The organism is Streptomyces sp. NPDC000983 (assembly GCF_040299205.1).
In the GTDB taxonomy this organism is placed as follows: Bacteria; Actinomycetota; Actinomycetes; order Streptomycetales; family Streptomycetaceae; genus Streptomyces.
Genome location: NZ_JBEPBM010000022.1, coordinates 1 through 25,107, shown reverse-complemented (window position 1 = coordinate 25,107; position 25,107 = coordinate 1). Strand labels below are relative to the sequence as shown.

The 25,107-nt window shown below is 72.7% G+C and carries 20 protein-coding genes and 1 riboswitch; of the genes, 11 read left to right on the top strand and 9 right to left on the bottom strand.

All coding sequences use genetic code 11. The features are described 5' to 3' along the window. Window positions 1-26: 26 nt before the first annotated feature. The 3 genes from ABT296_RS24140 to ABT296_RS24130 form a co-directional block, all read right to left on the bottom strand. On the bottom strand, window positions 27-707 hold the full coding sequence (locus ABT296_RS24140) for a response regulator (protein ID WP_351930669.1): 681 nt from the start codon (window positions 705-707) through the stop codon (window positions 27-29). Next, the gene (locus tag ABT296_RS24135) at window positions 704-2,377 is read right to left on the bottom strand and encodes a sensor histidine kinase (protein WP_351930667.1); all 1,674 of its coding nucleotides are present in this window, start codon (window positions 2,375-2,377) and stop codon (window positions 704-706) included. Before ABT296_RS24135 ends, ABT296_RS24140 begins: the two co-directional genes overlap by 4 nt. Before the next feature lie 169 nt (window positions 2,378-2,546). Further along, window positions 2,547-3,491: a ferredoxin family protein gene (locus ABT296_RS24130; RefSeq protein WP_351930665.1), complete on the bottom strand. Its 945-nt coding sequence runs from the start codon at window positions 3,489-3,491 to the stop codon at window positions 2,547-2,549. Window positions 3,492-3,694: 203 nt separating this feature from the next. Between ABT296_RS24130 and ABT296_RS24125 the strand changes: the two genes are divergently transcribed. Next, the gene (locus ABT296_RS24125) at window positions 3,695-4,756 is read left to right on the top strand and encodes a CobW family GTP-binding protein (protein WP_351930663.1); all 1,062 of its coding nucleotides are present in this window, start codon (window positions 3,695-3,697) and stop codon (window positions 4,754-4,756) included. On the opposite strand, the gene ABT296_RS24120 is transcribed toward ABT296_RS24125, so the two are convergent. After that, window positions 4,753-7,209 carry a DNA gyrase/topoisomerase IV subunit A gene (locus ABT296_RS24120; RefSeq protein ID WP_351930661.1) on the bottom strand — a complete coding sequence of 819 codons (2,457 nt, stop codon included), beginning with the start codon at window positions 7,207-7,209 and terminating at the stop codon, window positions 4,753-4,755. The genes ABT296_RS24125 and ABT296_RS24120 overlap by 4 nt on opposite strands. Before the next feature lie 284 nt (window positions 7,210-7,493). Here ABT296_RS24120 and ABT296_RS24115 point away from each other — a divergent pair, with 284 nt between their 5' ends. The 4 genes from ABT296_RS24115 (at window position 7,494) to ABT296_RS24100 (ending at window position 12,309) form a co-directional block, all read left to right on the top strand. Next, window positions 7,494-8,888 (top strand): M16 family metallopeptidase, encoded by a 1,395-nt coding sequence (locus ABT296_RS24115; RefSeq protein WP_351930659.1) that lies wholly within the window; start codon window positions 7,494-7,496, stop codon window positions 8,886-8,888. Next, window positions 8,885-10,273, top strand: a complete 1,389-nt coding sequence (locus ABT296_RS24110; protein WP_351930656.1) for a M16 family metallopeptidase — start codon at window positions 8,885-8,887, stop codon at window positions 10,271-10,273. Before ABT296_RS24115 ends, ABT296_RS24110 begins: the two co-directional genes overlap by 4 nt. Window positions 10,274-10,487: 214 nt before the next feature. Further along, a riboswitch (cyclic di-AMP (ydaO/yuaA leader) is annotated at window positions 10,488-10,648 on the top strand. 12 nt (window positions 10,649-10,660) lie between these two features. Beyond that, window positions 10,661-11,425: a M23 family metallopeptidase gene (locus ABT296_RS24105; protein ID WP_351930654.1), complete on the top strand. Its 765-nt coding sequence runs from the start codon at window positions 10,661-10,663 to the stop codon at window positions 11,423-11,425. Between the two features lie 188 nt (window positions 11,426-11,613). Beyond that, window positions 11,614-12,309, top strand: coding sequence for a GntR family transcriptional regulator (locus tag ABT296_RS24100; RefSeq protein WP_351930652.1), 696 nt, complete (start codon window positions 11,614-11,616; stop codon window positions 12,307-12,309). Window positions 12,310-12,446: 137 nt separating this feature from the next. Here the strand turns inward: ABT296_RS24100 and ABT296_RS24095 are convergent, their stop codons facing one another. Beyond that, a complete protein-coding gene (locus ABT296_RS24095) occupies window positions 12,447-12,728 on the bottom strand; it encodes an HPr family phosphocarrier protein (protein WP_351930650.1) in 282 nt (93 codons plus the stop codon). 177 nt (window positions 12,729-12,905) lie between these two features. Here ABT296_RS24095 and ABT296_RS24090 point away from each other — a divergent pair, with 177 nt between their 5' ends. Genes ABT296_RS24090 through ABT296_RS24075 form a run of 4 tightly spaced genes read left to right on the top strand, consistent with a single transcriptional unit; the run spans window position 12,906 to window position 18,430 of the window. Beyond that, the gene (locus tag ABT296_RS24090) at window positions 12,906-15,905 is read left to right on the top strand and encodes a bifunctional acetate--CoA ligase family protein/GNAT family N-acetyltransferase (RefSeq protein ID WP_351930648.1); all 3,000 of its coding nucleotides are present in this window, start codon (window positions 12,906-12,908) and stop codon (window positions 15,903-15,905) included. Between the two features lie 40 nt (window positions 15,906-15,945). Continuing rightward, window positions 15,946-16,542 carry a DUF5998 family protein gene (locus ABT296_RS24085; RefSeq protein WP_351930646.1) on the top strand — a complete coding sequence of 199 codons (597 nt, stop codon included), beginning with the start codon at window positions 15,946-15,948 and terminating at the stop codon, window positions 16,540-16,542. Further along, complete coding sequence (locus tag ABT296_RS24080; protein ID WP_351930644.1) at window positions 16,542-17,732, top strand: alkaline phosphatase family protein; 1,191 nt, start codon at window positions 16,542-16,544, stop codon at window positions 17,730-17,732. Before ABT296_RS24085 ends, ABT296_RS24080 begins: the two co-directional genes overlap by 1 nt. Before the next feature lie 47 nt (window positions 17,733-17,779). Next, complete coding sequence (locus ABT296_RS24075) at window positions 17,780-18,430, top strand: thymidine kinase (RefSeq protein ID WP_351930642.1); 651 nt, start codon at window positions 17,780-17,782, stop codon at window positions 18,428-18,430. Window positions 18,431-18,450: 20 nt separating this feature from the next. On the opposite strand, the gene ABT296_RS24070 is transcribed toward ABT296_RS24075, so the two are convergent. After that, window positions 18,451-19,254 (bottom strand): VOC family protein, encoded by an 804-nt coding sequence (locus ABT296_RS24070; protein ID WP_351930640.1) that lies wholly within the window; start codon window positions 19,252-19,254, stop codon window positions 18,451-18,453. Between the two features lie 295 nt (window positions 19,255-19,549). Between ABT296_RS24070 and ABT296_RS24065 the strand changes: the two genes are divergently transcribed. After that, window positions 19,550-20,401 (top strand): sulfurtransferase, encoded by an 852-nt coding sequence (locus ABT296_RS24065; RefSeq protein ID WP_351930638.1) that lies wholly within the window; start codon window positions 19,550-19,552, stop codon window positions 20,399-20,401. A 69-nt stretch (window positions 20,402-20,470) separates the two neighbouring features. Here ABT296_RS24065 and sepH read toward each other — a convergent pair whose 3' ends face one another. The 3 genes from sepH to ABT296_RS24050 all read right to left on the bottom strand — a co-directional run bounded on the left by sepH (window position 20,471) and on the right by ABT296_RS24050 (window position 24,524). Continuing rightward, window positions 20,471-21,541: a septation protein SepH gene (gene sepH / locus ABT296_RS24060; protein ID WP_351930636.1), complete on the bottom strand. Its 1,071-nt coding sequence runs from the start codon at window positions 21,539-21,541 to the stop codon at window positions 20,471-20,473. A gap of 459 nt (window positions 21,542-22,000) precedes the next feature. After that, window positions 22,001-23,320, bottom strand: a complete 1,320-nt coding sequence (locus ABT296_RS24055; protein WP_351930634.1) for a D-arabinono-1,4-lactone oxidase — start codon at window positions 23,318-23,320, stop codon at window positions 22,001-22,003. Beyond that, window positions 23,280-24,524 (bottom strand): MFS transporter, encoded by a 1,245-nt coding sequence (locus ABT296_RS24050; RefSeq protein ID WP_351930632.1) that lies wholly within the window; start codon window positions 24,522-24,524, stop codon window positions 23,280-23,282. The genes ABT296_RS24055 and ABT296_RS24050 overlap by 41 nt, the downstream gene beginning before the upstream one ends. 173 nt (window positions 24,525-24,697) lie before the next feature. Here ABT296_RS24050 and ABT296_RS24045 point away from each other — a divergent pair. Beyond that, window positions 24,698-25,107: ferrochelatase (locus ABT296_RS24045; protein ID WP_351930630.1), on the top strand; the 410-nt coding region annotated here is incomplete at its 3' end.

Sequence of the window (25,107 nt, the reverse complement as noted above, 5' to 3'; positions counted from 1 at the left end):
CCCCGCTCCCACCACCGGCCGTGGTCTCAGGCGCGGGTCGCCCACACGTAACGGTGTTCCGGGCGGCCCGCGTCCCCGTACTTGAGGGTCAGCCGGGCCCGGCCCGTGCGCTCCAGCAGCTTCAGATAGCGCTGCGCGGTCTGCCGGCTGACGCCGGTGCGTTCCGCGATCTCCTGCGCCGACAGCGGGCTCTCGGCATCGATCAGGGCGCGCCGGACCACCTCCGCCGTGGTGGGGGAGTGCCCCTTGGGCAGTCCCGGCTCCGAGGACGCCGACAGCGCGCCGAAGATGCGGTCCACCTCCGCCTGCTCGGCCTCACCTCCGCCGTCGAGGGTGCGGCGCAGTTGCGCGTACGCCTCCAGCTTGACGCGCAGGCCCGCGAAGGCGAACGGCTTGACCAGGTACTGCAGGGCGCCGTGCCGCATCGCCTCCTGCACGGTGGAGACGTCCCGGGCGGCCGTCACCATGATCACGTCGGTCCGGTGGCCGCGCCGGCGCATCTCCCGTACGACCGACAGGCCCGTGTCGTCGGGCAGGTAGTGGTCCATCAGCACCAGGTCCACCCGGGGCAGCTCCTCGACCTGCCGCAGTGCGTCGGCCGCGGTGTGCGCCTCGCCGGCCACATGGAAACCCGGCACCTTCTCGACGTAGGCCGCGTTGACCCGCGCGACCCGTGTGTCGTCGTCCACGACCAGGACCTCGATCATCGCGACTCCTCCTTGACGGTCGGGTGGGCCGTCGGCCCGGTGAGGGCCGGTTCCGCGGCCGGCTCGGTGAGCGCCTCGGGCAGGACGACGGTGAACTCCGCACCGCCGCCGTGCGCCTCGGCCACGGTCGCGGCCCCGCCCTGCCGCTCGGCGAGCCTGCGCACCAGGGGGAGCCCGATGCCGCGCTCGCGGTGCGCCGGAGCCTCCTTCGTGGACCAGCCCTCGGTGAAGATCAACTCGCGGTGCCCGGGCGGAACCCCCGCCCCTGTGTCACGCACGGTGAGCACGACCGTGGCCCCTTCGGCCCGCGCCTCGACCTCCACGCGCGCGTGCCGCGACCCGGCGGCCGCGTCCAGGGCGTTGTCCACCAGGTTGCCGACGATCGTGACGATGCCGCCGGGGTCCACCAGCCGGTCCGGGAGCCGGGTCCGGTCCGACAGCACCAGCGCCACCCCGCGCTCGGCCGCGACGGTCGCCTTTCCGACCAGCAGCGCCGCCAGCAACGGGTCCCGGATCTTGTCCGTGACCTGTTCCGCCGTCTCCCTGTGGTCGCCCACCACCTCGCCCACGAAGTCCATGGCGTCGTCGTACATCTCCAGCTCCAGCAGTCCCAGCAGAGTGTGCATCCGGTTGGCGTGCTCATGGTCCTGGGCACGCAGGGCGTCGATCAGGCCGCGGGTGGAGTCCAGCTCCCTGCCGAGCTGTTCCAGCTCCGTACGGTCACGCAGCGTGGCTACCGCGCCGCCGTCGTCGGTGGGCATCCGGTTGGCGACCAGCACCCGCCGACCGCGCACGGTGAGCAGATCGGTGCCCGTCACCCGGCCGGCCAGCACATCGGTCGTACGGCCCTCGCCGAGCGCCTGGTCCAGCGAACGGCCGACGGCCTCGTCACCGAGGCCGAGCAGCCGGCGCGCCTCGTCGTTGAGCAGCCGGATACGGCCTGCGCGATCCAGGGCGACGACCCCCTCCCGGATGCCGTGCAGCATCGCCTCGCGCTCCGCCAGCAGCGCCGAGATATCAGAGAAGGCCAGGTCACGGGTCTGCCGCTGCACCCGCCGGGAGATCAGCCAGGCCGCCAGCGCACCCACGGCCAGCGCACCGCCCGCATAGGCGAGCAGCTCCGGGATGGCGTGGATCAGCCGGGCCCGCACGCTGTCGTACGCGATGCCGACCGAGACCGCGCCCACGATGTCGCCGTCGCCGTCGCGCAACGGCACCTTGCCGCGGGCCGTGCGGCCCAGGGTGCCGTCGTCGATCTGCATGACCTCGTGGCCGGCCAGCGCCTGTCCCGGGTCCGTGGAGACGGTCCGGCCGATCTCGTCCGGGGTGGGATGCGACCAGCGCACCCCGCGCCAGTCCATCACCACGACGTACTCGGCCCGCGTGGCCGCGCGAATCCGTTCCGCCTCCCGCTGCACCGGCCCGTCGGCCGTCGGAGGCGTGTTCACCACGTCCTGGGCGATCTGCGGATCGACCGCCGTCGTCTCGGCGATGGCGAGCGCCCGGCGCATCGCCTGGTCGTCGAGCTGGTTGCCGAGCGGCGCGAGGAACAGTCCGGTCGCGAGCACCGCGACCCCCGCTGCGATCGCCACCTGCATCAGCAGCACCTGCGAGAACATCCGCCGAGGCAGGCCGAGGCGCAGACGGCGCACGGGGGGAGTGGGGCTCATACCCACGACGGTACGTGGAGGCGACGGCACGACCGAAGGGGGTGTGGGGCGGATCTCCGGATCGGGCGGCCCGCCCGAACGGCTCGGCCGGGGGCCGTCCCGACCGTCCCGGCTCCCCGAGGGGGGCGTCTCGACCGGCACCGCCCCCGTCGCGGCGACCCGCCGCCGATCAGCCGGCGAGGGCGCTCGCGACGCTCAGCTCGCGCACCGCGACCACGTCCATCCGCGCGGGCGACCCCAGCACCGAGGCGCCGCAGCTCTCCGCGCGGGGCGGCGCCGCGGTCTCCTGGGCGACGACGACGTGCCACTGGCGTCCGTCGGTGTGCGCGACGGTCACCGTCCAGCGGGGAGCCGCGCCGATCGTACGGACGACACCGAGCGCGTCCGCCGCGTACTCGCCCACGGCCGCGCGCACCGCCAGCTCGGCGGCCTGCCCCGGCCGCTCCCAGGCGGAGTTCCCACGGCACCCCTCGACGACGATCCGCCCCTCCCGCACCCGGCTCAGGACCTCCTTCACCGCGTGGGCCTCGGCGCGGCCGTACGCGTAGCCGTACGGCAGGACGAGCAGCGTCGGGGAGAAGCGGTGCCCGCCCAGATGGGTGACCTCCCAGATGCCGTCCATGCCCAAGGCGTCGAGCTCGGCGGCGAGCGGGCGGCCCAATAGGGCACAGCAGCGGTCCCGTTTGCCGTTGGTGCACACCAGCGCGAGGGGATCGCCCGTGTGCGGGCCCGCCCGCAGGGCCGTGTCGAAGGTGCGGGGGTCGCCCTGGCCGAGCGCGGCGAAGTCGACGTCGAGCAGTTTGCGCGGGTCGCAGAGCGTGGCGGAGCGCAGCCAGGCGTTCCCCGGGGTGGTGTGCGCGGCGTACACCTGGCGGGCGGTGGACATGCCGCGGTCGGCGTGCCGTCCCGGGCGGCGGATGAGCGCGACGCGCACGCCGGTGTCCTTGGCCGCCGCCTCCAGGGCTCGGCCCAGCACGGGATCCAGATGGCTCGACGTGAGGGCCTTGGCACCCCACGGCCCCGGCTGCTCCAGGAGCAGCCAGGTCCTCGCGGTGGCCGCGGTGCCCGCGAGGGGCTCGTCGAGTTCCCGGGAGTCACTTGAGCAGGTACTCACGAAGGTGAGCCTAACCTGAGTACACCCGGGGCGGCCTCCCGGCCCGCTCGTGTCCCGCTCCGACACGGGTCGCGGCGGCCCGGGCGGCCGCCCGCCGTGCTTCGCCCGGTCTCCCACGGCTCGTATCCTTGACCGGCATCAAGTCTTCGTACGCACGCCGGAACGCGAACCGGCGCAGGCGTCGACGGGAGAGAGGTCGCTCGTTGGTCCGGAGCCGTAACACGCCGCAGATCCCGGTCGTCGTCCTCGCCGGATTCCTCGGCTCCGGCAAGACCACGCTCCTCAACCACCTCCTCCACCGCGGCGGAGGCAGCCGTATCGGGGCGATCGTCAACGACTTCGGGGCCGTGGAGATCGACGCGATGGCCGTGGCGGGCGCCCTCGGGGACTCGACGGTGTCCCTCGGCAACGGCTGCCTGTGCTGCGCCGTCGACGCCGGCGAACTTGACCTCTACCTCGAACGGCTCGCCGCACCCGAGACCGGGATCGACGTCATCGTGATCGAGGCCAGCGGTCTCGCCGAGCCGCAGGAACTGGTCCGCATGGTGCTCGCGAGCGAGCATCCCGCGATCGTCTACGGCGGTCTGGTGGAGGTCGTCGACGCCGCCGAGTTCGAGCGGACCCGGGCCCGGCATCCCGAGATCGACCGGCATCTGGCCCTCGCCGACCTCGTCGTCGTCAACAAACTGGACCGGGCCGCGGACCCGGACGGCGTCGAGACACTCGTCCGCGGGCTCGTCGACGGCGCTGCGGTCGTGACCGCCACCTACGGCCGGATCGACCCCGAGTTCCTCTTCGACTGCCGGCCGAGCGAGGAGCGCGTCGGGCAGCTGTCCTTCGACGACCTGCACGAGCACGGCGGACCCGGCGAGAACGGCGAGCCGCACCCGCACCTGCACACCGGCTACGACAGCGTCTCCTTCGTCTCCGACGTGCCGCTCGACCCGCGCCGGCTGATGGGCTTCCTCGACAGCCGCCCCGAAGGCGTCTACCGGATCAAGGGGTACGTCGACTTCGGCCCGCACGACCGCCACAACCGCTACGCGGTGCACTCCGTCGGACGCTTCCTGCGGTTCCGCCCCGAACCCTGGGCGGGCGGCGACCGGCTCACCCAGCTCGTGCTGATCGGCTCCGGCATCGACACGCCCGCCCTCGCCAAGGAACTCGACGCGTGCAGGAGCGACGCCCCGCACGCCGACGAGTACGGCATGTGGGGCGTCCTGCGCTTCGTACAGGGCTCCGAGGACGAGCCTCAGATGACCTAGACCGGCCCCGCCACCACCGACACCGTCTTCGGCAGCGACACGCCCGAACCGTCGCGGCGCGGGTCCATCTCCGGCAGTTCCGCCGGGGTGCCGTTCTTCTGCGCCGCACGCGCCGGAGCGGGACCCGCCCAGGCCACGGACAGGCAGTCCTCGCCCTTGAGGAACCGCTGGCAGCGCACCCCGCCGGTGGCGCGGCCCTTGCGCGGGTACTGGTCGAACGGGGTCAGCTTGGCCGTCGTCTGGACCGAGTCGTCCAGCGTGCCGCGCGAACCCGCGACGGTGAAGACGACCGCGTCCACCGCCGGGTCCACGGCCGTGAACGAGATGACCTTCGCCCCCTCGGTGAGCTTGATGCCCGCCATACCGCCCGCCGGACGGCCCTGCGGACGCACCTGCGCCGCCTGATAGCGCAGCAGTTGGGCGTCGTCCGTGATGAAGACCAGGTCCTCCTCGCCGGTGCGCAGCTCGATCGCGCCCACGATCCGGTCGCCGTCCTTGAGGGTGATGACCTCCAACTCCTCCTTGTTGGACGGGTAGTCGGGCACCACACGCTTGACGACGCCCTGCTCGGTGCCGAGCGCCAGACCGGGGGAGGACTCGTCGAGGGTCGTCAGACAGACCAGCGTCTCGTCCCCTTCGAGGGAGACGAACTCCGACAGCGGCGCACCGCCCGCGAGATTGGGCGTCGCCGCCGTGTCCGGCAGCGTCGGCAGGTCGACGACGTTGATCCGCAGGAGCCGGCCCCCGGACGTCACCGCGCCCACCTCACCGCGCGCCGTCGCCGGCACCGCCGAGACGATCAGGTCGTGCTTGGTGCGGCGGGCCGCGCCGTCGTCCGCGAAGGGGTCGCCGTTGGCCGTACGCGCCAGCAGACCGGTGGAGGACAGCAGCACCCGGCACGGGTCGTCGGCCACCTGGAGCGGCACCGCAGACGCCGGCACGCCGCCCGCCTCCAGCAGGACCGTACGCCGCTCGGTGCCGAACTTCTTGGACACCGAGGCCAGTTCGGCGGAGACCAGCTTGCGCAGCTCGGCGTCCGAGTCGAGGATCCGGGTCAGCTCCGCGATCTCCTCGTTGAGCCGCTCCTTCTCCGCCTCCAGCTCGATGCGGTCGTACTTGGTGAGCCGGCGCAGCGGGGTGTCCAGGATGTACTGCGTCTGGATCTCCGACAGCGAGAAGCGCTCCATCAGGCGCTCCTTGGCCTGCGCGCTGTTCTCGCTGGAGCGGATCAGCCGGATGACCTCGTCGATGTCGACGAGGGCGGTGATCAGGCCCTCCACCAGGTGCAGCCGGTCGCGCCGCTTGGTGCGACGGAACTCGCTGCGGCGCCGCACGACCTCGAAGCGGTGGTCGAGGTAGACCTCCAGCAGCTCCTTCAGGCCCAGCGTGAGGGGCTGGCCGTCGACCAGGGCGACGTTGTTGATGCCGAAGGACTCCTCCATCGGCGTCAGCTTGTACAGCTGCTCCAGGACGGCCTCCGGGACGAAGCCGTTCTTGATCTCGATGACCAGGCGCAGGCCGTGCTCGCGGTCGGTGAGGTCCTTGACGTCGGCGATGCCCTGGAGCTTCTTCGAGCCGACCAGGTCCTTGATCTTCGCGATCACCTTCTCCGGGCCGACCGTGAAGGGCAGCTCGGTGACGACGAGGCCCTTGCGGCGCGCCGTCACCGTCTCTACCTCGACCGTGGCGCGGATCTTGAAGGTGCCGCGGCCCGACTGGTAGGCGTCGCGGACGCCGGAGAGGCCGACGATCCGGCCGCCCGTGGGCAGATCGGGGCCGGGGATGTACTTCATCAGGGCGTCCAGATCCGCGTTCGGGTAGCGGATCAGGTGGCGGGCGGCCGCGATGACCTCGGAGAGGTTGTGCGGCGGCATGTTGGTGGCCATGCCGACCGCGATCCCGGAGGCGCCGTTGACCAGCAGGTTGGGGAACGCGGCGGGCAGCGCCACCGGCTCCTGCTCCTGGCCGTCGTAGTTGGGCGCGAAGTCGACCGTGTCCTCGTCGATCGACTCGGTCATCAGGCTGGTCGCGGCGGCCTGGCGGCACTCGGTGTACCGCATGGCGGCCGGCGGGTCGTCGTTGCCCAGCGAGCCGAAGTTGCCGTGGCCGTCGACGAGGGGCAGGCGCATCGAGAAGGGCTGCGCCATGCGCACCAGGGCGTCGTAGATCGACGAGTCGCCGTGCGGGTGCAACTTGCCCATGACCTCGCCGACCACGCGCGCGCACTTCACATAGCCGCGGTCGGGACGCAGGCCCATCTCGTTCATCTGGTAGACGATGCGGCGGTGCACCGGCTTGAGGCCGTCACGGGCATCGGGCAGGGCGCGCGAGTAGATGACCGAGTACGCGTACTCGAGGAAGGAGCCCTGCATCTCGTCGACGACGTCGATGTCGAGGATCTTCTCCTCGTACGAGTCGTCGGGCGGCGGGGTCTTCGTGCTGCGGCGGGCCATCGCTGCCAAGGCTCCTTGCTGACGCGTGAACTGGATCTGACGCGGACCATTGTGGACCGCGACACTGACAACCCGGACCAGGACCCGGCGTCGCCCGGTCCGCCCGGTGCGGAGTGGGGGCTCCGCTCACGGCTGCCCGCAGGCTACGCGATCCCCGCCCGGCGTCCGCCCTCGGCGTAGGCGGACCGGGAACTTCACCGGCGCCGCGCACGCTTGCATACAGTGACAGGACCGGCAGGACGACCGCGGTTTGCACGACCGCGTCCGCGATCGAAGGGACGTACATGCCCATGGGTCACACGGCCACAGACCAGGCAGGCACCGGGGGCCTGACAGCGACCGAGCACCGCCTGGCCAACGGCCTGCGCGTGGTGCTCTCGGAGGACCACCTGACCCCGGTGGCGGCGGTCTGCCTCTGGTACGACGTCGGCTCGCGCCACGAGGTCAAGGGCCGTACCGGCCTGGCTCACCTTTTCGAGCACCTGATGTTCCAGGGCTCCGCGCAGGTGCACGGCAACGGCCACTTCGAGCTGGTGCAGGGCGCCGGCGGCTCCCTCAACGGCACCACCAGCTTCGAGCGCACCAACTACTTCGAGACCATGCCCGCCCACCAGCTGGAGCTCGCCCTCTGGCTGGAGGCCGACCGCATGGGCTCGCTGCTCGCCGCCCTGGACGACGAGTCCATGGAGAACCAGCGGGACGTCGTGAAGAACGAGCGCCGCCAGCGCTACGACAACGTCCCCTACGGCACCGCCTTCGAGAAGCTGACCGCCCTCTCCTACCCCGAGGGCCACCCCTACCACCACACGCCCATCGGCTCGATGGCCGACCTGGACGCGGCGACGCTGGAGGACGCGCGCGCGTTCTTCCGCACCTACTACGCCCCGAACAACGCCGTGCTCTCGGTCGTCGGCGACATCGACCCCGAGCGGACGCTCGCCTGGATCGAGCGGTACTTCGGCTCCATCCCCGCCCACGACGGCAAGCCGGCCCCGCGCGACGGCTCGCTGCCGGAGACCATGGGCGAGCAGCTGCGCGAGGTCGTCGAGGAGGAGGTCCCGGCGCGGGCGCTGATGGGCGCCTACCGCCTCCCGCACGACGGCACGCGCGCGTGCGACGCGGCCGACCTCGCCCTGACCGTCCTCGGCGGCGGCGAGTCCTCCCGCCTCTACAACCGCCTCGTCCGCCGCGACCGTACGGCCGTGGCCGCCGGGTTCGGCCTGCTGCGGCTGGCCGGGGCGCCCTCGCTGGGCTGGCTGGACGTGAAGACCTCCGGCGACGTCGAGGTGCCCGTCATCGAGGCCGCCATCGACGAGGAGCTCGCCCGGTTCGCCGAGGAGGGCCCCACGGCGGAGGAAATGGAGCGCGCCCAGGCCCAGTTGGAGCGCGAGTGGCTGGACCGGCTCGGCACCGTCGCGGGCCGCGCCGACGAACTCTGCCGCTACGCCGTGCTGTTCGGCGACCCGCAGCTCGCCCTCACCGCCGTCACACGCGTGCTGGAGGTGACGGCCGAGGAGGTCCGGGAGGTCGCCCAGGCCCGTCTGCGCCCCGACAACCGCGCGGTGCTCGTCTACGAGCCGACCGTCCCCACCGACACCGTGCCGGACGCGGACGCCGAGGACGTGGAGTCCGCGGCCACCGTGGAAGCAAGCGACGACAACGAGGAGACGGCCAAGTGACCGAGCTCGCCCCCATGGACTTCCATCCCCAGCCCCAGGCGGGTGAGCCGAAGGTCTGGGCCTTCCCCGCCCCCACCCGCGGGACCCTCGACAACGGTCTGACCGTCCTGCGCTGCCACCGCCCCGGCCAGCAGGTCGTCGCCGTCGAGGTGATGCTGGACGCCCCCCTGGACGCCGAGCCGGCCGGTCTGGACGGCGTCGCCACGATCATGGCGCGCGCCTTCTCCGAGGGCACCGACAAGCACACGGCCGAGGAGTTCGCCGCCGAGCTGGAGCGCTGCGGCGCCACCCTCGACGCGCACGCCGACCACCCCGGTGTGCGCATCTCCCTCGAAGTGCCGGCCTCCCGGCTGCCCAAGGCGCTCGGCCTGGTCGCCGACGCCCTCAGGGCGCCCGCGTTCGCCGACAGCGAGGTCGAACGCCTGGTGCGCAACCGCCTCGACGAGATCCCGCACGAGCTGGCCAACCCCTCCCGGCGCGCCGCCAAGGAGCTGTCCCGGCAGCTCTTCCCGGCGACCGCGCGCATGTCCCGCCCGCGCCAGGGCACCGAGGAGACCGTCGAGGCCATCGACTCGGCGGCCGTACGCGCCTTCTACGAGCGGCACGTCCGCCCCGCCACGGCCACCGCGGTGGTCGTCGGCGACCTCACCGGCATCGACCTCGACGCGCTGCTCGACGACACCCTCGGCTCCTGGACCGGCTCCGCGGCCGAGCCGCGTCCGGTGCCCCCGGTCACCGCCGACGACACCGGCCGCGTCGTCATCGTGGACCGTCCCGGCGCCGTCCAGACGCAGTTGCTGATCGGCCGCGTCGGACCCGACCGGCACGATGGGGTGTGGCCCGCGCAGGTGCTCGGCACGTACTGCCTCGGCGGCACCCTCACCTCCCGCCTCGACCGCGTCCTGCGCGAGGAGAAGGGCTACACCTACGGCGTGCGCGCCTTCGGGCAGGTGCTGCGCTCCGCCCCGGACGGCACCGGGGCGTCGATGCTCGCCATCAGCGGCTCCATCGACACGCCCAACACCGGACCCGCCCTGCAGGACCTGTGGACGGTGCTGCGCACGCTCGCCGAGGGCGGACTCACCGACGCCGAGCGGGACATCGCCGTGCAGAACCTCGTCGGCGTGGCGCCGCTGAAGTTCGAGACGGCCGCCTCCGTGGCCAACACCCTGGCCGACCAGGTCGAGCAGCACCTGCCCGACGACTTCCAGGCCACGCTGTACCGCCGGCTCGCCGAGACCGGCACCGTGGAGGCCACCGCGGCGGTCGTCAACGCCTTCCCGGTGGACCGTCTGGTGACCGTTCTGGTCGGCGACGCGGCCCAGATCAAGAAGGCCGTCGAGGAGCTCGGCATCGGTGAAGTCACCGTCGTGACGGCCGAGTAGGGACCTCCTCGGATGTGAAGGCGCGGCGACGCGCGCGTGGGGCCCTGGTGACGAAAGCGCCACCAGGGCCCCTTTATGTCCGAATTGAGGGAGAGGCTGCCTGTCTGGCCTGTGGCATGCGCTACAAAAGCCCCGATCCGTTTGAGGATTGAAAGTCGCCCCGCTTAGCGTCGTCCGGGCTGTCCGTCAGGCAGTGCGCCGCGACCGCGGCACCGGACAGTCATCGCCGAGTCCCCACGGCGCGAGCCAGGGGAGCCGGGGACCCACGCAGTCCCTGGGGTGAATCGGACGCCCGCGCTCACGCGAGGGGGTCCGTAGGAGACCTTCCTGCTCCGAACCCGTCAGCTAACCCGGTAGGCGAGAGGGAAGGAAAGGACCACCTACTTGATGGCGTTCACCCGCGCCACCGGGAAGCACCGTCGTCCCGGCCGGATGCAGCGCACCACCGTCCGCGCGGCGGGAGTGGCGGCGCTCGCCACCACCGGCGTCGTCGGCACCCTGGCCGCTCCGGCGCTCGCCGCCGAACCGGCCGCCGAACAGACCGGACTCACCCCGGTGATCACCATCGGCGACTCGGTCGCCGAGCAGATCGACGCCCAGGCCGCCGCCCAGCAGCAGGCGGCCGTCGAGGCGGAGGCCCGGCAGCAGGCCGAGGAGGCCGCGCGCGAGCGGGCCGCCGAGGCGGCCAAGGAGGCCCGGGCGGCCAAGGAGCGCGCCGCCCGCGAGGCCGAGCGCAAGCGCCTCAACACCTTCGTCTCCCCGATCTCGGGCTCCTACGTCTCCACCGGCTACAAGGCCGGCGGAGCGGTCTGGTCCTCCGGCAGCCACACCGGCGTCGACTTCCACGCCTCCAGCGGCACCGCCGTCCGCTCGGTCGGCACCGGCACCGTCGTCGAGGCCGGCTGGGGCGGGGCGTACGGCAACCAGATCGTCATCAAGATGCACGACGGCACGTACACCCAGTACGGTCACCTGTCGTCCATCGGGGTCTCGGTCGGCCAGTCCGTCACCCCCGGCCAGCAGATCGGCCTCTCCGGCGCCACCGGCAACGTCACCGGCGCGCACCTGCACTTCGAGGCCCGTACGAGCATGGAGTACGGCTCGGACCTCGACCCCGTCGCCTATCTGCGCGCGCACGGTGTGAACGTCTGACGCCACCCGCGCCCGCATCCCGTGACCCCGGCTCCCCGAGCCGGGGTTTTCGGCGTTTCGGGGACATCGCTGTCCAAAAAATATCCATGAAATCGGACCCCCCTTCGGAAATTCCGGCTCATTGCAATAGAGTCACTGAACACACGTCAGTCGTCGACGTTTCACGGGGATTAAAGCGGAGGTCGGTCATGCGTGTTCCGGCGCATTCGGTATGCACGGCGATCCGGGACGACATCGTCGCCGGTGTCTACGAGCGCGGCGGCCGGCTCACCGAGGAACTGCTGGCCCGCCGCTACGGCGTCTCGCGCGTCCCCGTCCGGGAGGCCCTGCGCACGCTGGAGGCGGAGGGGTTCGTGGTGACCCGGCGGCACGCGGGCGCGTGCGTCGCGGAACCGACCGAGCAGGAGGCCGCCGACCTGCTGGAGATGCGCACCCTGCTGGAGCCGCTCGGCGCCGCCCGGGCCGCCCAGCGGCGCACCGAGGCCCATCTGAAGGTGCTGCGCGGCCTGGTGCGGCTGGGGCAGGAGCGGGCCAGGCGGGGCAACAGCGAGGATCTGCGCTCCCTGGGCGGCTGGTTCCACGAGACGCTCGCACAGGCCTCCGGCAGCCCCGCGCTGACCTCGGTGCTGACCCAGCTGCGGCACAAGATCGCCTGGATGTACTCGGTGGAGGCGTCGGCCGGGCCGGTGGACGCCTGGGCCGAGCACGGGGCGATCGTGGACGCGGTCGCGCGCGGCGACAGCGAGCGCGCGCGGGCGATCACGGCGGTGCACGTGGAGCGCTCCAGCGGCACGCACCGGCTGCGGTTCCCCGCGGGCGGCGAGCGGCCCGACCGTGTGAGGAATTCGCAACATCCCGTAAACATGCCGAGCCTGCGTCATTAACATGCACGCCGTATACAAAGAGCAGGTAATTCGCGGGGGATTATTTCCGCTGCCCTTGAACGGGAAATGCGAAGGGCCCGGCCGATAATTCGGACGAGCCCTTCGTGGAAGCGGGGAGTGCCGCGACCGGTATTGCCTCAGACGGTCTCGGGGAGTTCCTCGAGGCCCTCGGCGACCACCTTCGCCAGACGGTCGAGGGCGGCGTCCGCGCCCTCGGCGTCGGAGGCGAGCACGATCTCCTCGCCGCCCTGGGCGCCCAGGCCCAGGACCGCCAGCATGGAGGCCGCGTTGACGGGGTTGCCGCCGGCCTTGGCGATCGTCACCGGGACACCGGTGGCCGACGCGGCCCGGACGAAGATGGAGGCGGGGCGGGCGTGGAGGCCCTCGGCCCAGCCGACGTTGACGCGGCGCTCAGCCATGTGATGCTGCCCTTCAGGTGCTCAGGTTGTCTAGACCAGTGTTCCACAAGGTGAAGCGTGTCCGGAACGGACCCGTGACCCGTTCCCCGCGGTCGTCGCGCCGCGGTCCCGGTCCGGCACCCGTCCTCCACAGACTGCCCCGCGCCGTTGTCGTACGCGAGCCGTACTCTGGGGCCCATGCAGAGCGCGTCGGACCGGCACGAGTACCCCGCCCACTGGGAAGCCGACGTGGTGCTGCGCGACGGCGGCACCGCGCGCGTCCGCCCCATCTCCGTCGACGACGCCGAGCGCCTGGTGAGCTTCTACGAGCAGGTCTCGGACGAGTCGAAGTACTACCGCTTCTTCGCGCCCTACCCGCGGCTGTCCGCCAAGGACGTCCACCGCTTCACGCACCACGACTTCGTGGACCGGGTGGGGCTCGCGGCCACGATCGGCGGCGAGTTCATCGCGACCGTGCGCTACGACCGCATCGGGCCCGGCGGCCGGCCCGCCTCCGCGCCCGCCGACGAGGCCGAGGTCGCCTTCCTGGTCCAGGACGCCCATCAGGGGCGCGGGGTCGCCTCCGCCCTGCTGGAACACATCGCGGCCGTCGCGCGGGAGCGCGGGATCCGCCGGTTCGCGGCCGAGGTGCTGCCCGCCAACACCAAGATGATCAAGGTGTTCACGGACGCCGGGTACACCCAGAAGCGCAGCTTCGAGGACGGCGTCGTCCGCCTGGAGTTCGGCCTGGAGCCCACGGACCGCTCGCTCGCCGTGCAGTACGCGCGCGAGCAGCGCGCCGAGGCGCGCTCCGTCCAACGGCTGCTGCTGCCCGGCTCGGTGGCCGTGATCGGCGCCGGACGGACGCCCGGCGGGGTCGGCCGGGGCGTCCTGGACAACATCAGGGAGGGCGGCTTCCGCGGGCCGCTGTACGCCGTGAACCAGGCGTTCCCCGAGGAGCTGAAGGAACTCGCCGGGGTGCCCGCCCACCGCTCGGTGCGCGACATCGACGGACATGTCGACCTCGCCGTGGTGGCCGTGCCCGCCGAGCAGGTCCCCCAGGTCGTCACCGAGTGCGGCGAACACGGCGTGCAGGGGCTGGTCGTGCTCTCCGCCGGCTACGCCGAGAGCGGTCCCGAGGGCAAGGAGCGCCAGCGCGAACTCGTCCGGCACGCACGCGCGTACGGCATGCGCATCATCGGGCCGAACGCCTTCGGCGTCATCAACACCTCCGCGGACGTACGGCTGAACGCCTCGCTCGCGCCCGAGATGCCGAGGCCGGGGCGGATCGGGCTGTTCGCCCAGTCCGGCGCCATCGGCATCGCCCTGCTCTCCCGGCTGCACCGGCGCGGCGGCGGGGTCACCGGCGTCACCGGGGTGTCCACCTTCGTCTCCTCCGGCAACCGTGCCGACGTCTCCGGCAACGACGTGCTCCAGTACTGGTACGACGACCCGGACACCGACGTGGCCCTGATGTACCTGGAGTCCATCGGCAACCCGCGCAAGTTCACCCGGCTGGCCCGCCGGACGGCGGCGGCGAAGCCGCTGGTGGTGGTCCAGGGCGCGCGGCACGGCGGGGCGGCGCCGCAGGGGCATGCCGTACGCGCGACCCGGCTGCCGCACGCCACGGTGTCGGCGCTGCTGCGGCAGGCCGGGGTGATCCGGGTCGACACCATCACCGAACTCGTCGACGCGGGGCTGCTGCTCGCGCGCCAGCCGCTGCCGGCCGGGCCGCGGGTGGCGATCCTCGGCAACTCCGAGTCGCTCGGCCTGCTGACGTACGACGCGTGCCTCTCCGAGGGGCTGCGGCCGTTGCCGCCGCTCGATCTGACGACGGCGGCGAGTGCGGAGGACTTCAGGGCGGCGCTCGCGCGGGCGCTGGCCGACGACGCGTGCGACTCCGTCGTGGTGACCGCGATCCCGGCGATCGGGGAGCGGGCGGCGGGGGTGCCGGACGCGGTGCTGGCGGAGGCGCTGCGGTCTGCGGTGGAGGAGGCGCCGGGGAAGCCGGTGCTGGTGGTGCATGTGGAACTGGGCGGGTTGGCGGAGGCGCTGTCCGCCGCCGTGCGCACGGGGCCCCGGGCCGGTGCGGGGGCGCCCGGGGTTGTGGCTGACGCGGGGCAGGACGCGGTGTCCGGTGCTGACGGGGTGCCGCCCGCGCCCACCCGTGCCGCCCCAGGCGGCACGACTGCCCGCGGCTCGCGTGGCGAAGCGGGTGCCGACCGCTTGGGTGGCGGGGCGGATACGGGCGGCTTGGGTGGCGGCGCGACTGCCGGCGGCTTGGGTGGCGGAGCGGGTGCCCGCGGTTCGGGGGGCGAAGCGGGTGGTGGTGGGGTGCGGCTTATTCCTGCTTATCCTGCCGCGGAGCGGGCCGTGCGGGCTCTTGCCGAGGCCGTGCACTACGCGCAGTGGCGGCGGGAGGCCGCCGAGCCGGGGCGGGTGCCCGAGTACGACGACGTCGACGAGCGGGCCGCCGCAGCCCTCATCGAGGGGCTGCTCGCCCGTGGACAGGGGCTCACCCTCGGCTCCCAGGAGACCTGCGACCTGCTGGGCACCTACGGCATCCACGTCCGGCGCGCCCTGCCCGCCCCCACCGCCGACGACGCCGTGGCAGCGGCCCGCGCCGTCGGCTACCCCGTCGCCCTGAAGGCCACCGCCCCGCACCTGCGCCACCGCGCCGACCTGGGCGGAGTCCGGCTGGACCTGGCGGACGAGGAGCAACTGCGGCGGGCGTACGCCGAGTTGACCGAGCTGTTCGGCAACCCGGTGGAGCTGCGGCCGGTCGTGCAGGCCATGGCGCCGCGCGGCGTCGACACCGTCGTACGCGCGGTGATCGACCCCGCGGCCGGCGCCGTGCTGTCCTTCGCGCTCGCCGGAGCCGCCTCGCAGCTCCTCGGCGACATGTCCCACCGGTTGATCCCGGTCACCGACCGGGAAGCGACCTCGCTCATCCGTTCGATTCGAACCGCGCCACTGCTGTTCGGCTGGCGCGGTTCCACCCCCGTCGACACCCCCGCGCTGGAGGAGCTGCTGCTACGGGTGTCGCGCCTGGTCCACGACCACCCGGAGGTCGTCGCGGTGACCCTGGAGCCGGTCGTCGTCGCCCAGCACGGTCTGACCGTGCTCGGGGCCACCGTACGGCTGGCGCCGCCGCCCGCCCGCGACGACCTCGGCCCACGCACGCTCCCCGCCTACTGACGCCGCGAGCGGTCCCGCGCAGTCAGTGGGCCCCCGTAGGATGGGGGCCATGGCCAAGACCAGTACGACGACCCAGGGGCTGCGAGCGGCGATCGAGCGCAGCGGCTACTACCCGGCCCTCGTGGCCGAGGCGGTGGAGGCCGCCGTGGGCGGCGAGCCCATCCGGTCGTACCTGGTCCACCAGGAGACCACCTTCGACCAGAACGAGGTGCGCCGGCACGTCACCGTGCTGGTCCTGACCGACAACCGCTTCATCGTCAGCCACACCGACGAGCAGGCGGCGGACAGCACCTCCCCGACCCCGTACGCGACGACCTCCACCGAGTCCGTGAAGATCGGCCGGATCTCCTCGGTCGTCCTCAGCCGGGTCGTCGCCAACCCCGAGTCGTACGCGCCGGGCACCCTGCCCCGCGAGGTCGTGCTGACCATCGGCTGGGGCGCGGTCTCCCGGATCGACCTGGAGCCGGCCGCCTGCGGCGACCCCAACTGCGAGGCCGACCACGGCTACACCGGCAGCTCCACCGCCGACGACCTCAGCCTGCGGGTCAGCGAGGCCGGTGACGGCCCGGAGACGGTCCGCCAGGCACTCGCCTTCGCGCAGGCGCTCTCCGAGGCGACCGCGGACACCGGCCACTGATGGCCCAGCCCGCCTGGGAGCACGACCCGCAGCCGCTGCCCCTCGACTCCGCCCCGCTGCCCGAGTACGGCAGCGGCTCGCTCGCCGACCTGCTGCCCACGCTGGCCGCCGGCATGGGCGTCCCCGGCATGACCGCCGCGATCGGCGAGCTGACCCCCGCCGACCGCAACTGCGTGTTCCTGATCGACGGCCTCGGCTGGGAGCAGCTGAAGGCGCACCCCGAGGACGCCCCCTTCATGGCGTCGCTCCTGGCGGGCTCCCGCGGCGGCACGGGCCGCCCCCTCACCGCCGGCTACCCGGCCACCACCGCGACCTCCCTCGCCTCCGTCGGCACCGGTCTGCCGCCCGGCGCGCACGGCCTGCCCGGCTACACCGTGCGCAACCCCGACACCGGCGAGCTGATGAACCAGCTGCGCTGGCAGCCGTGGACCGCGCCCGGGCCCTGGCAGCCGTACCCCACGGTCTTCCAGCTCGCCCACGAGGCGGGTGTGCACGCCGCGCAGGTGTCCTCGCCGACCTTCCAGAACACCCCGCTGACCAAGGTGGCGCTCAGCGGCGGCACCTTCCACGGCCGGCTGACCGGCGAGGAGCGGATGGACTTCGCGGCCCGGCAACTGGCCGCCGGCGACCGCTCCCTGGTGTACACGTACTACGCCGAGGTGGACGGCGCCGGACACCGCTTCGGCGTCGACTCCGACACCTGGCGCGGACAGCTGATGTACGTCGACCGGCTGGTCCAGCGCCTCGCCGAACAACTCCCGCCGCGCACCGCGCTCTACGTCACCGCCGACCACGGCATGATCGACGTGCCCTTCGACGAGCAGCACCGCATCGACTTCGACGAGGACTGGGAGCTGCGCGCCGGGGTCGCCCTGCTGGGCGGCGAGGGCCGCGCCCGCCACGTCTACGCCGTCCCCGGCGCCGAGAACGACGTCCTGACCTGCTGGCGCGAGGTGCTCGGCGAGCAGTTCTGGGTGGCCTCGCGGGACGAGGCGATCGAGGCGGGCTGGTTCGGGCCGCACATCGACGAGCGGGTGTACGCCCGGATCGGCGACGTGGTGGCCGCCGCCTGCGACGACGTGCTGATCATCGCTTCCGAGCGGGAGCCGAAGGAGTCGGCGATGGTCGGCAACCACGGCTCGATGACCCCGGCGGAGCAGCTCGTGCCGCTGCTGGAAGTCCGTTCCTGACCCACCCTCCTCGTACGTCCCTGTTGCCGAAAGGTGCTCGATCCCCCATGCCCGAGCTGGTCTTCTTCTCCGGAACGATGGACTGCGGGAAGTCGACCCTGGCTCTCCAGATCGATCACAACCGGTCCGCGCGCGGCCTGCAGGGCATCAACTTCACCCGCAACGACCGCGCGGGCGAGGGAAAGCTGTCCTCCCGCCTCGGCCTGGTCACGGACGCCGTCGAGGTCACCGAGGGCATGGACCTGTACGGCTACCTGGTCGACCGGCTCTCCAAGGGCGGCAAGGTCGACTACGTGATCGTCGACGAGGCGCAGTTCCTGGACCCGGAGCAGATCGACCAACTGGCGCGCGTCGTGGACGACCTGGGGCTCGACGTCTTCGCCTTCGGCATCACCACCGACTTCCGCACCGAGCTCTTCCCCGGCTCGCGGCGGCTGATGGAGCTGGCCGACCGGATCGAGGCCCTCCAGGTGGAGGCGCTGTGCTGGTGCGGGGCGCGCGCGACGCACAACGCCCGGACCGTGGGCGGCCGGATGGTGGTCGAGGGCGCCCAGGTCGTGGTCGGCGACGTCAACTCCCCGGCGGAGGAGATCGGTTACGAGGTGCTGTGCCGCCGCCACCACGTCCGCCGGATGACCGCCGCCTCCGCCCGGGCGGGCGCGCTCTCCCCCGACGTCCTGCCCGTCACGTCGGCCTGAGCCCGGCCCGGCCCGCCCGCTCAGACCCTGCTCTGCAGCAGGGAGAACCGCGCGCCCTCGGGATCGGCGACGGTCGACATCCGGCCCAGGGCGCTCTCGTGCGGGGCCTCGATGACCCGGCCGCCCAGCCGGACCGCCAGCGAGGTCGACGCGTCGGTGTCCGCCACCTCGAAGAAGGTCATCCAGTGGGGCCCGCGCTCGCGGGGCAGGGACGGGCCCAGGCCCAGGACCGCGGCGATCGTCCGGTCGCCCAGGTGGAGGGTGACGTAGTCGAAGTCCGCCGAGGCCACCACCTGCTGCTCGTGGCCGAAGACCGTCTCGTAGAACTTGGCGACGCTCGCCGTCTCGAAGGTCAGCAGTTCGTTCCAGACCGGCGTGCCGGGAACCCCGGTGAGGGCGATGCCGAGATGCTCGGCCGCCTGCCAGACACCGAAGACCGCGCCCGTGGGGTCGGAGCAGATCGCCAGCCGGCCGGCCTCGCCGGCGTCCAGCGGGCCCACGCCCACCGTGCCGCCGCACAGCCGGACCGTGTCGGCGGTCCGGTCCACGTCCGTCGAGGCGAAGTAGGGCGTCCAGGCGACGGGCAGGTGCCGGTCCGGGGGGAGTTGGCCGATTCCGGCCACTTCCTGACCGTCCAGCAGCGCCCGTACGTACGGGCCGAGCTGCTGCGGTCCGGGACGGAACTCCCAGCCGAACAGCTCGCCGTAGAACTCCTGGGTCGCGGTCGGCGCGTGCGCCATCAGGCTCACCCAGCAGGGTGAACCGGGGGCGTGCCGGGCGTGCGCCTCGCCGTTCGGGCCGGCCGGTCCCCGTGCCTCGGTCATCGTCACTCTCTCCTCGGCCCTCGCGGTGGCCGCGTCGATTCCGCTCTCCGGACCTCCGTGCCGATGCTCGCACCACCCGGGGTGCGTGGCGTCCCGGGCGCGCCGCGGTAAGCCGCGCTGTGCCGGGAGGATGCCCGCTGTGCCGTTCCTGGTGCGGTCCCGCGAAGGTCCACGGGTGGTCGATCGGCTGTACGGCATGTGTCCGATCCCGTACGCCTCGTGATCGGGGCTGTCCGGCCGAGCAGAGTAGCCGGACATGGGCGCGGCGGCCACCCCGTACGCGAGGATGGTGGCCATGAACGCCATCATCTCCGCAACCGAACTCGCCGGCGACCTGGCCGGACCTCGTCCGCCGGTGCTTCTGGACGTCCGCTGGCAGTTGACCGTGGCTCGACCGGCGGGCGAGCCGGCCTTCGACGGCCGGGCCGTGTACGGGGCCGGGCACATCCCCGGCGCGGTCTTCGTCGACCTCGACGAAGAGCTCGCCGCCGCCCCCGGAACGGCCGGCCGCCACCCGCTGCCGGACCTCGCGGAGTTCGGCGCGGCGATGCGCCGTGCGGGTGTCTCGCGGGGCCGTCCGGTGATCGTCTACGACGGTGGACAGGGCTGGGCGGCGGCCCGGGCGTGGTGGCTGCTGCGCTGGACGGGTCACCCGGACGTGCGGGTCCTCGACGGCGGGTTGCCGTCCTGGGAGGGGCCGTTGGAGACCTCGGCGCCGGTACCCGCCGAGGGCGATTTCCGGCCGGATCCGGCTCCGGCCGGGCTGCTCGACGCGGACGGCGCCGCGGCCCTGGCCCGCTCCGGGCTGCTGCTGGACGCCCGCGCGGGGGAGCGGTACCGCGGTGAGGTGGAGCCCATCGACCGGGTGGGCGGTCACATCCCGGGCGCCGTGTCCGCGCCGACCGGCGAGAACGTCGCCGCCGACGGCCGCTTCCTGCCCGCCGAGGAACTGGGCGCCCGCTTCAAGGCGCTCGGCGCCCTCGACGGCACGACGGTCGGGGTCTACTGCGGTTCGGGTGTCTCCGCGGCCCACCAGGTGCTCGCGCTGGCCGTCGCCGGGATCCCGGCCGCGCTCTATGTGGGCTCCTGGTCGGAGTGGTCCTCGGACCCGTCCCGCCCGGTCGCCGTGGGCCCGGACCCCCAGTAGGCGTCCCCCACGCACGGCGAAGGGGCCCGCACCGACCGGTGCGGGCCCCTTCGCCGATTCGGGGCCCGGCTACTCCTGCTTCTTGCGGCGGGTGCCGAAGACGATCTCGTCCCAGCTGGGGACGGCCGCCCGGCGGCCCGGGCGGACGCCGTCGGCCTCGGCCTGGCGGTCGGTAGAGCCGATGAGCCGGTCCCGGTGGCTGCCCACCGAGCGGGGCATCAGCACGTCGGCGTAGGCGGCACCGGCGCCGGCCGACGCCGCCGGTGCCGGTGGTTCCTCGGCCTCGGACTCGACGGGCGGCTCCTCCGCGACGGCGGGGGACTCCGAGGGGCGCTCGGGCACGACGAGGTCGCCGCGGAAACTCGGCACCGCTTCCAACAGGCTTGTCAGCGAGTCCCGTTCGCTCGCGGTGACGGTCTCGTCGACCGGCTCGGCGGCGGGCAGGCTGGGCCGCTCCCGGTCGAGCGGGCGGTCCAGCGAGCGCTCCAGCGCACGGTCCAACGGCCGGTCGCGCGGCAGCCGGGCGATGCGCGGGACGAAGGGAAAGCTGGGCTCCGGCGCGGCGAGGTCGTCGGACTCGCCGATCAGTGAGCGCGCCTCGTTGTCGACGGCCTGGACAAGCCGCCGGGGCGGGTCGTACGTCCAGCTCGCCGAGTGGGGTTCGCCCGCGACCCGGTAGACCAGCAGGACCTCCCAGGTGCCGTCGTCGCGGCGCCAGGAGTCCCACTGCACGGTGTCCTTCTCGGCACCGCGCAGCAGCAGTCGCTCCTGGACGGCCTCGCCGAGCTGGGGTCCCGCGTTCTCGCCGGGGCGGCGGACCGGGGTCTTGCGGGCGCGTTCGGCCATGAAGGCGCGCTCGGCCAGCACAGGGCCCTCGAACCGACGGACACGGTCGACGGGGATGCCCGCCATCTGCGCGACTTCCTCAGCCGTGGCACCCGCGCGTATACGCGCCTGGATGTCGCGGGGGCGGAGATGGCTCTCCACCTCGATCTCGATCTGGCCGAGGCGGGGGCGGTCGCCCCGCACGGCGGCACGGAGCCGCTCATCAATCGGAAGCGTGTACTCCGTGCTGTCCGCAGCCTTCAGCACCAGCCGTGTGCCGTCATTGGAGACGGCCACGACACGCAGTTCGGGCATGGGGACCTCCCGGGTGGTGCCTGCCGACGTCACGTGCGTCGCTGCTTCCGCTAGTCGAGTGTGGCCTGCCCGGGTGCAGCCTGCCACAACCTTGCCGAGTTGCCCGGCGTGTCGGGCGTGGGCCCGAGGTCGCCGTTATGACACGGTTACCTATTCGCAACGCTAAGTGACCAACTCCGTCACCCTGTGCAACTAGCCCCCTCCCGGCGGCCCTTGAAGGTCCGGACACCCTGGAGGGAGACCGGACCCAGGGCTCGCAACAGTACTCCATTTGGGCCACAGGTGTGGATTGGCACGCCGCCCGAGTTGGCGCAAGGAGCCCGACTCGGCCGCACCCGGCGGGAGTTCGGGGTTCCCGACAGTGGCGCACTTCACGCAAACCCGAAGAACGGAACCAATGGCGACGAGCAAGACGCTTTCGTTCCGTACGAGTTCACGTCCGGCGCCTCCCCCCGGCCGCTACGGCCCCAGGACCCTGCGCAGGTAGTCGTTCTGGAACAGCCGGTCCGGGTCCAGCCGGTCCCGCAGCGCGGTGAACTCGGCGAAGCGGGGGTAGGCGCCCGCGAAGTACTCGGCGTCCCGCGTGTGCACCTTGCCCCAGTGCGGCCGGCCCTCGTGCGCGGTGAAGATCCGTTCGGCGGCGGTGAAGTACCGCTGGAACGGGGTGCCCTTGGCCATGTGGACGGCGATGTACGCGCTGTCCCGGCCGGAGGCGGTGGACAGGGCGATGTCGTCGGCCGGGGCCGTGCGGACCTCCACGGGGAAGCTGACCCTCAGGTCCGAGGCGTCGACCATCGACTTCAGCTCGCGCAGCGCCTCGACGACCGCCCCGCGCGGGAGGGCGTACTCCATCTCCACGAAACGCACCCGGCGCGGCGACGTGAAGACCTTGTAGGGGATGTCCGTGTACGTCCGCGCGGACAGGGCCTTGCTGGAGACCTGCGCGATGGCCGGGATCGTGGCGGGCACCGCCCGGCCGACCCACTGCGCGGCCTGGAAGACGCCGTTGGAGAGGAACTCGTCCTCGAACCAGGCCTTGGCCTGTCCCACCGGACGCTGCGGGCCCGCACTGCGGTTGTTGCGCTTGGTGTTGGCGTTCCCGGTGTGCGGGAACCAGTAGAACTCGAAGTGCTCGTTCTCGGCCCACAACTCGTCGAAGTCGCTCGTGACCCGGTCGAAGGTCATCGGCTCCTCGCGGGCCGTCAGCAGGAAGACCGGCTCCACGGCGAAGGTGATGGCCGTGACCACGCCGAGCGCGCCGAGACCGATCCGGGCGGCCGCGAAGACGTCCGGGTTCTCCTCGGCGGAGCAGGTGAGCACCGAACCGTCGGCGGTCACCAGCTCCAGCGCCGTGATCTGGGCGGCTATGGAGGCGGAGTCGCGGCCGGTGCCGTGGGTGCCGGTGCTGGTGGCCCCCGACACCGTCTGCTCCATGATGTCGCCCATGTTGGTCAGCGACAGGCCCTCGCGGGCCAGGGCCACGTTGAGCCGCTTGAGCGGGGTGCCGGCCTCGACCGTGACGGTCATGGCCGTCCGGTCGATGTCGCGGATGCCGGTCAGCAGCTGGGGCCGGATCAGCACACCGTCGGTGGCGGCGATCGAGGTGAAGGAGTGCCCGGTGCCGACGGCCTTCACCTTCAGACCGTCCTCGGCCGCCTTGCGCACGGCGGCCGCGAGTTCCTCGGCCGAGGCCGGCACGACCTCCCGCGCGGGGCGGGCCGAGACGTTTCCGCCCCAGTTACGCCACGTGCCGTTCTTCCCGCTCACTGTGGTGCTCAACGGTGCCTCCCCGACCCGGCGCCGGCCTGCTGAGCCGGCGGTACCCGAGGAAACCGACCGCGACCGCGACGGCCCCGGAGACTGCCGGAACCCCGTACCCGGCCCGCGCACCGGCTGCGTCGATCACCCAGCCGGCCACGGAGGAGCCGAGCGCGACCCCGACCGCGAGCCCGGTGCTCACCCAGGTCATGCCCTCGGTCAGTTGCGCGCGTGGTACGTGCTGCTCGATGAGGGACATCGTGGTGATCATCGTGGGAGCGATGCAGAGCCCCGCAAGGAACAGCGCCACGGCCAGAAACGGCAAGTTTCCGACCAGTAGGAGGGGGATCATACTCACGGCCATCGCGCATACGCCCAGCAGCCAGCGAGGTTCGGGCGCCCCCTTGAGGTGCAGCAGCCCGAAGACGGCTCCCGCCGCGCAGGAACCGGCCGCGTACACCGCCAGGACCACGCTCGCGGCGCCCTTGTGGCCCTGCTCCTCGGCGAAGGCCACGGTGACCACGTCGACCGCACCGAAGATCGCCCCGGTCGCCACGAAGGTGGCCACCAGGACCTGGAGGCCGGCCGAGCGCAGGGCGCTGTCGCGGCGCCCCTCGTGCCGCTCGCGCGGGTGCGGCTCCGGCTCGGTGGCGCGCTGCGCGGTCAGCCAGAAGACGCCGGCGGCGAGGAAGCAGGCAGCCAGCAGCGGACCGGCCTCCGGGAACCAGGCCGTGGAGAGCCCGATGGACAGGATCGGCCCGAAGATGAAGCAGATCTCGTCCACCACGGACTCGAAGGAGTACGCGGTGTGCAGCTGCGGAGTACCCCGGTACAGCGCCGCCCAGCGGGCCCGGATCATCGCGCCGACACTGGGCACGCACCCGATCCCGGCGCTGAAGACGAACAGCGTCCAGTCCGGCCAGCGGTAGTGCGCGGCGACCAGCAGTCCGGCGGCCGCGGCGAGCGAGACCAGCGTCGCCGGGCGCAGCACGCGCCGCTGGCCGTACTGGTCCACCCAGCGCGAGACCTGCGGCCCCGCCACCGCAGCGGCCAGCGCGATGGTGGCAGACAGGGCGCCGGCCAGGCCGTAGCGGCCGGTCAGCTGGGACACCATGGTCACCACGCCGATGCCCATCATCGACAGCGGCATCCGGCCGAGGAGGCCGGCGGCGGAGAAGCCCTTGGAGCCTGGGGCGTCGAACAGGGCGCGGTAGGGGCTGGGCACGGGTTCTCCGGTCGCTGGGCGGGGCGGCGCTCCGGGCGCCGGCGTAAGGCGTGTACGTGGCCGATACAGCTTACGAGTTAGGTGACCCTAACGCACTCGTTCGGCGGGATGGCAACGCGGGCCGGCACCCCGCCGTTCCACGGCTGTCGGTGCAGGGTGGCAGGATCGGAGTCATGCCAGACGCGCTCGATGCCAGCCCCTATGACGCTTTGCTCCTGCTCTCCTTCGGCGGCCCCGAAGGCCCGGACGACGTGGTCCCGTTCCTGGAGAACGTGACCCGGGGGCGGGGCATCCCCAAGGAACGGCTCAAGGAGGTCGGGCAGCACTACTTCCTGTTCGGCGGGGTCAGCCCGATCAACGGACAGAACCGCGAGCTGCTCGACGCCCTGCGCAAGGACTTCGCCGACCACGGCCTGGACCTGCCGGTCTACTGGGGCAACCGCAACTGGGCCCCGTACCTGACCGACACCCTGCGCGAGATGGTGCGCGACGGCCGCCGCCGCGTCCTGGTCCTGGCGACCAGCGCCTACGCCTCGTACTCGGGCTGCCGCCAGTACCGCGAGAACCTCGCCGACTCATTGGA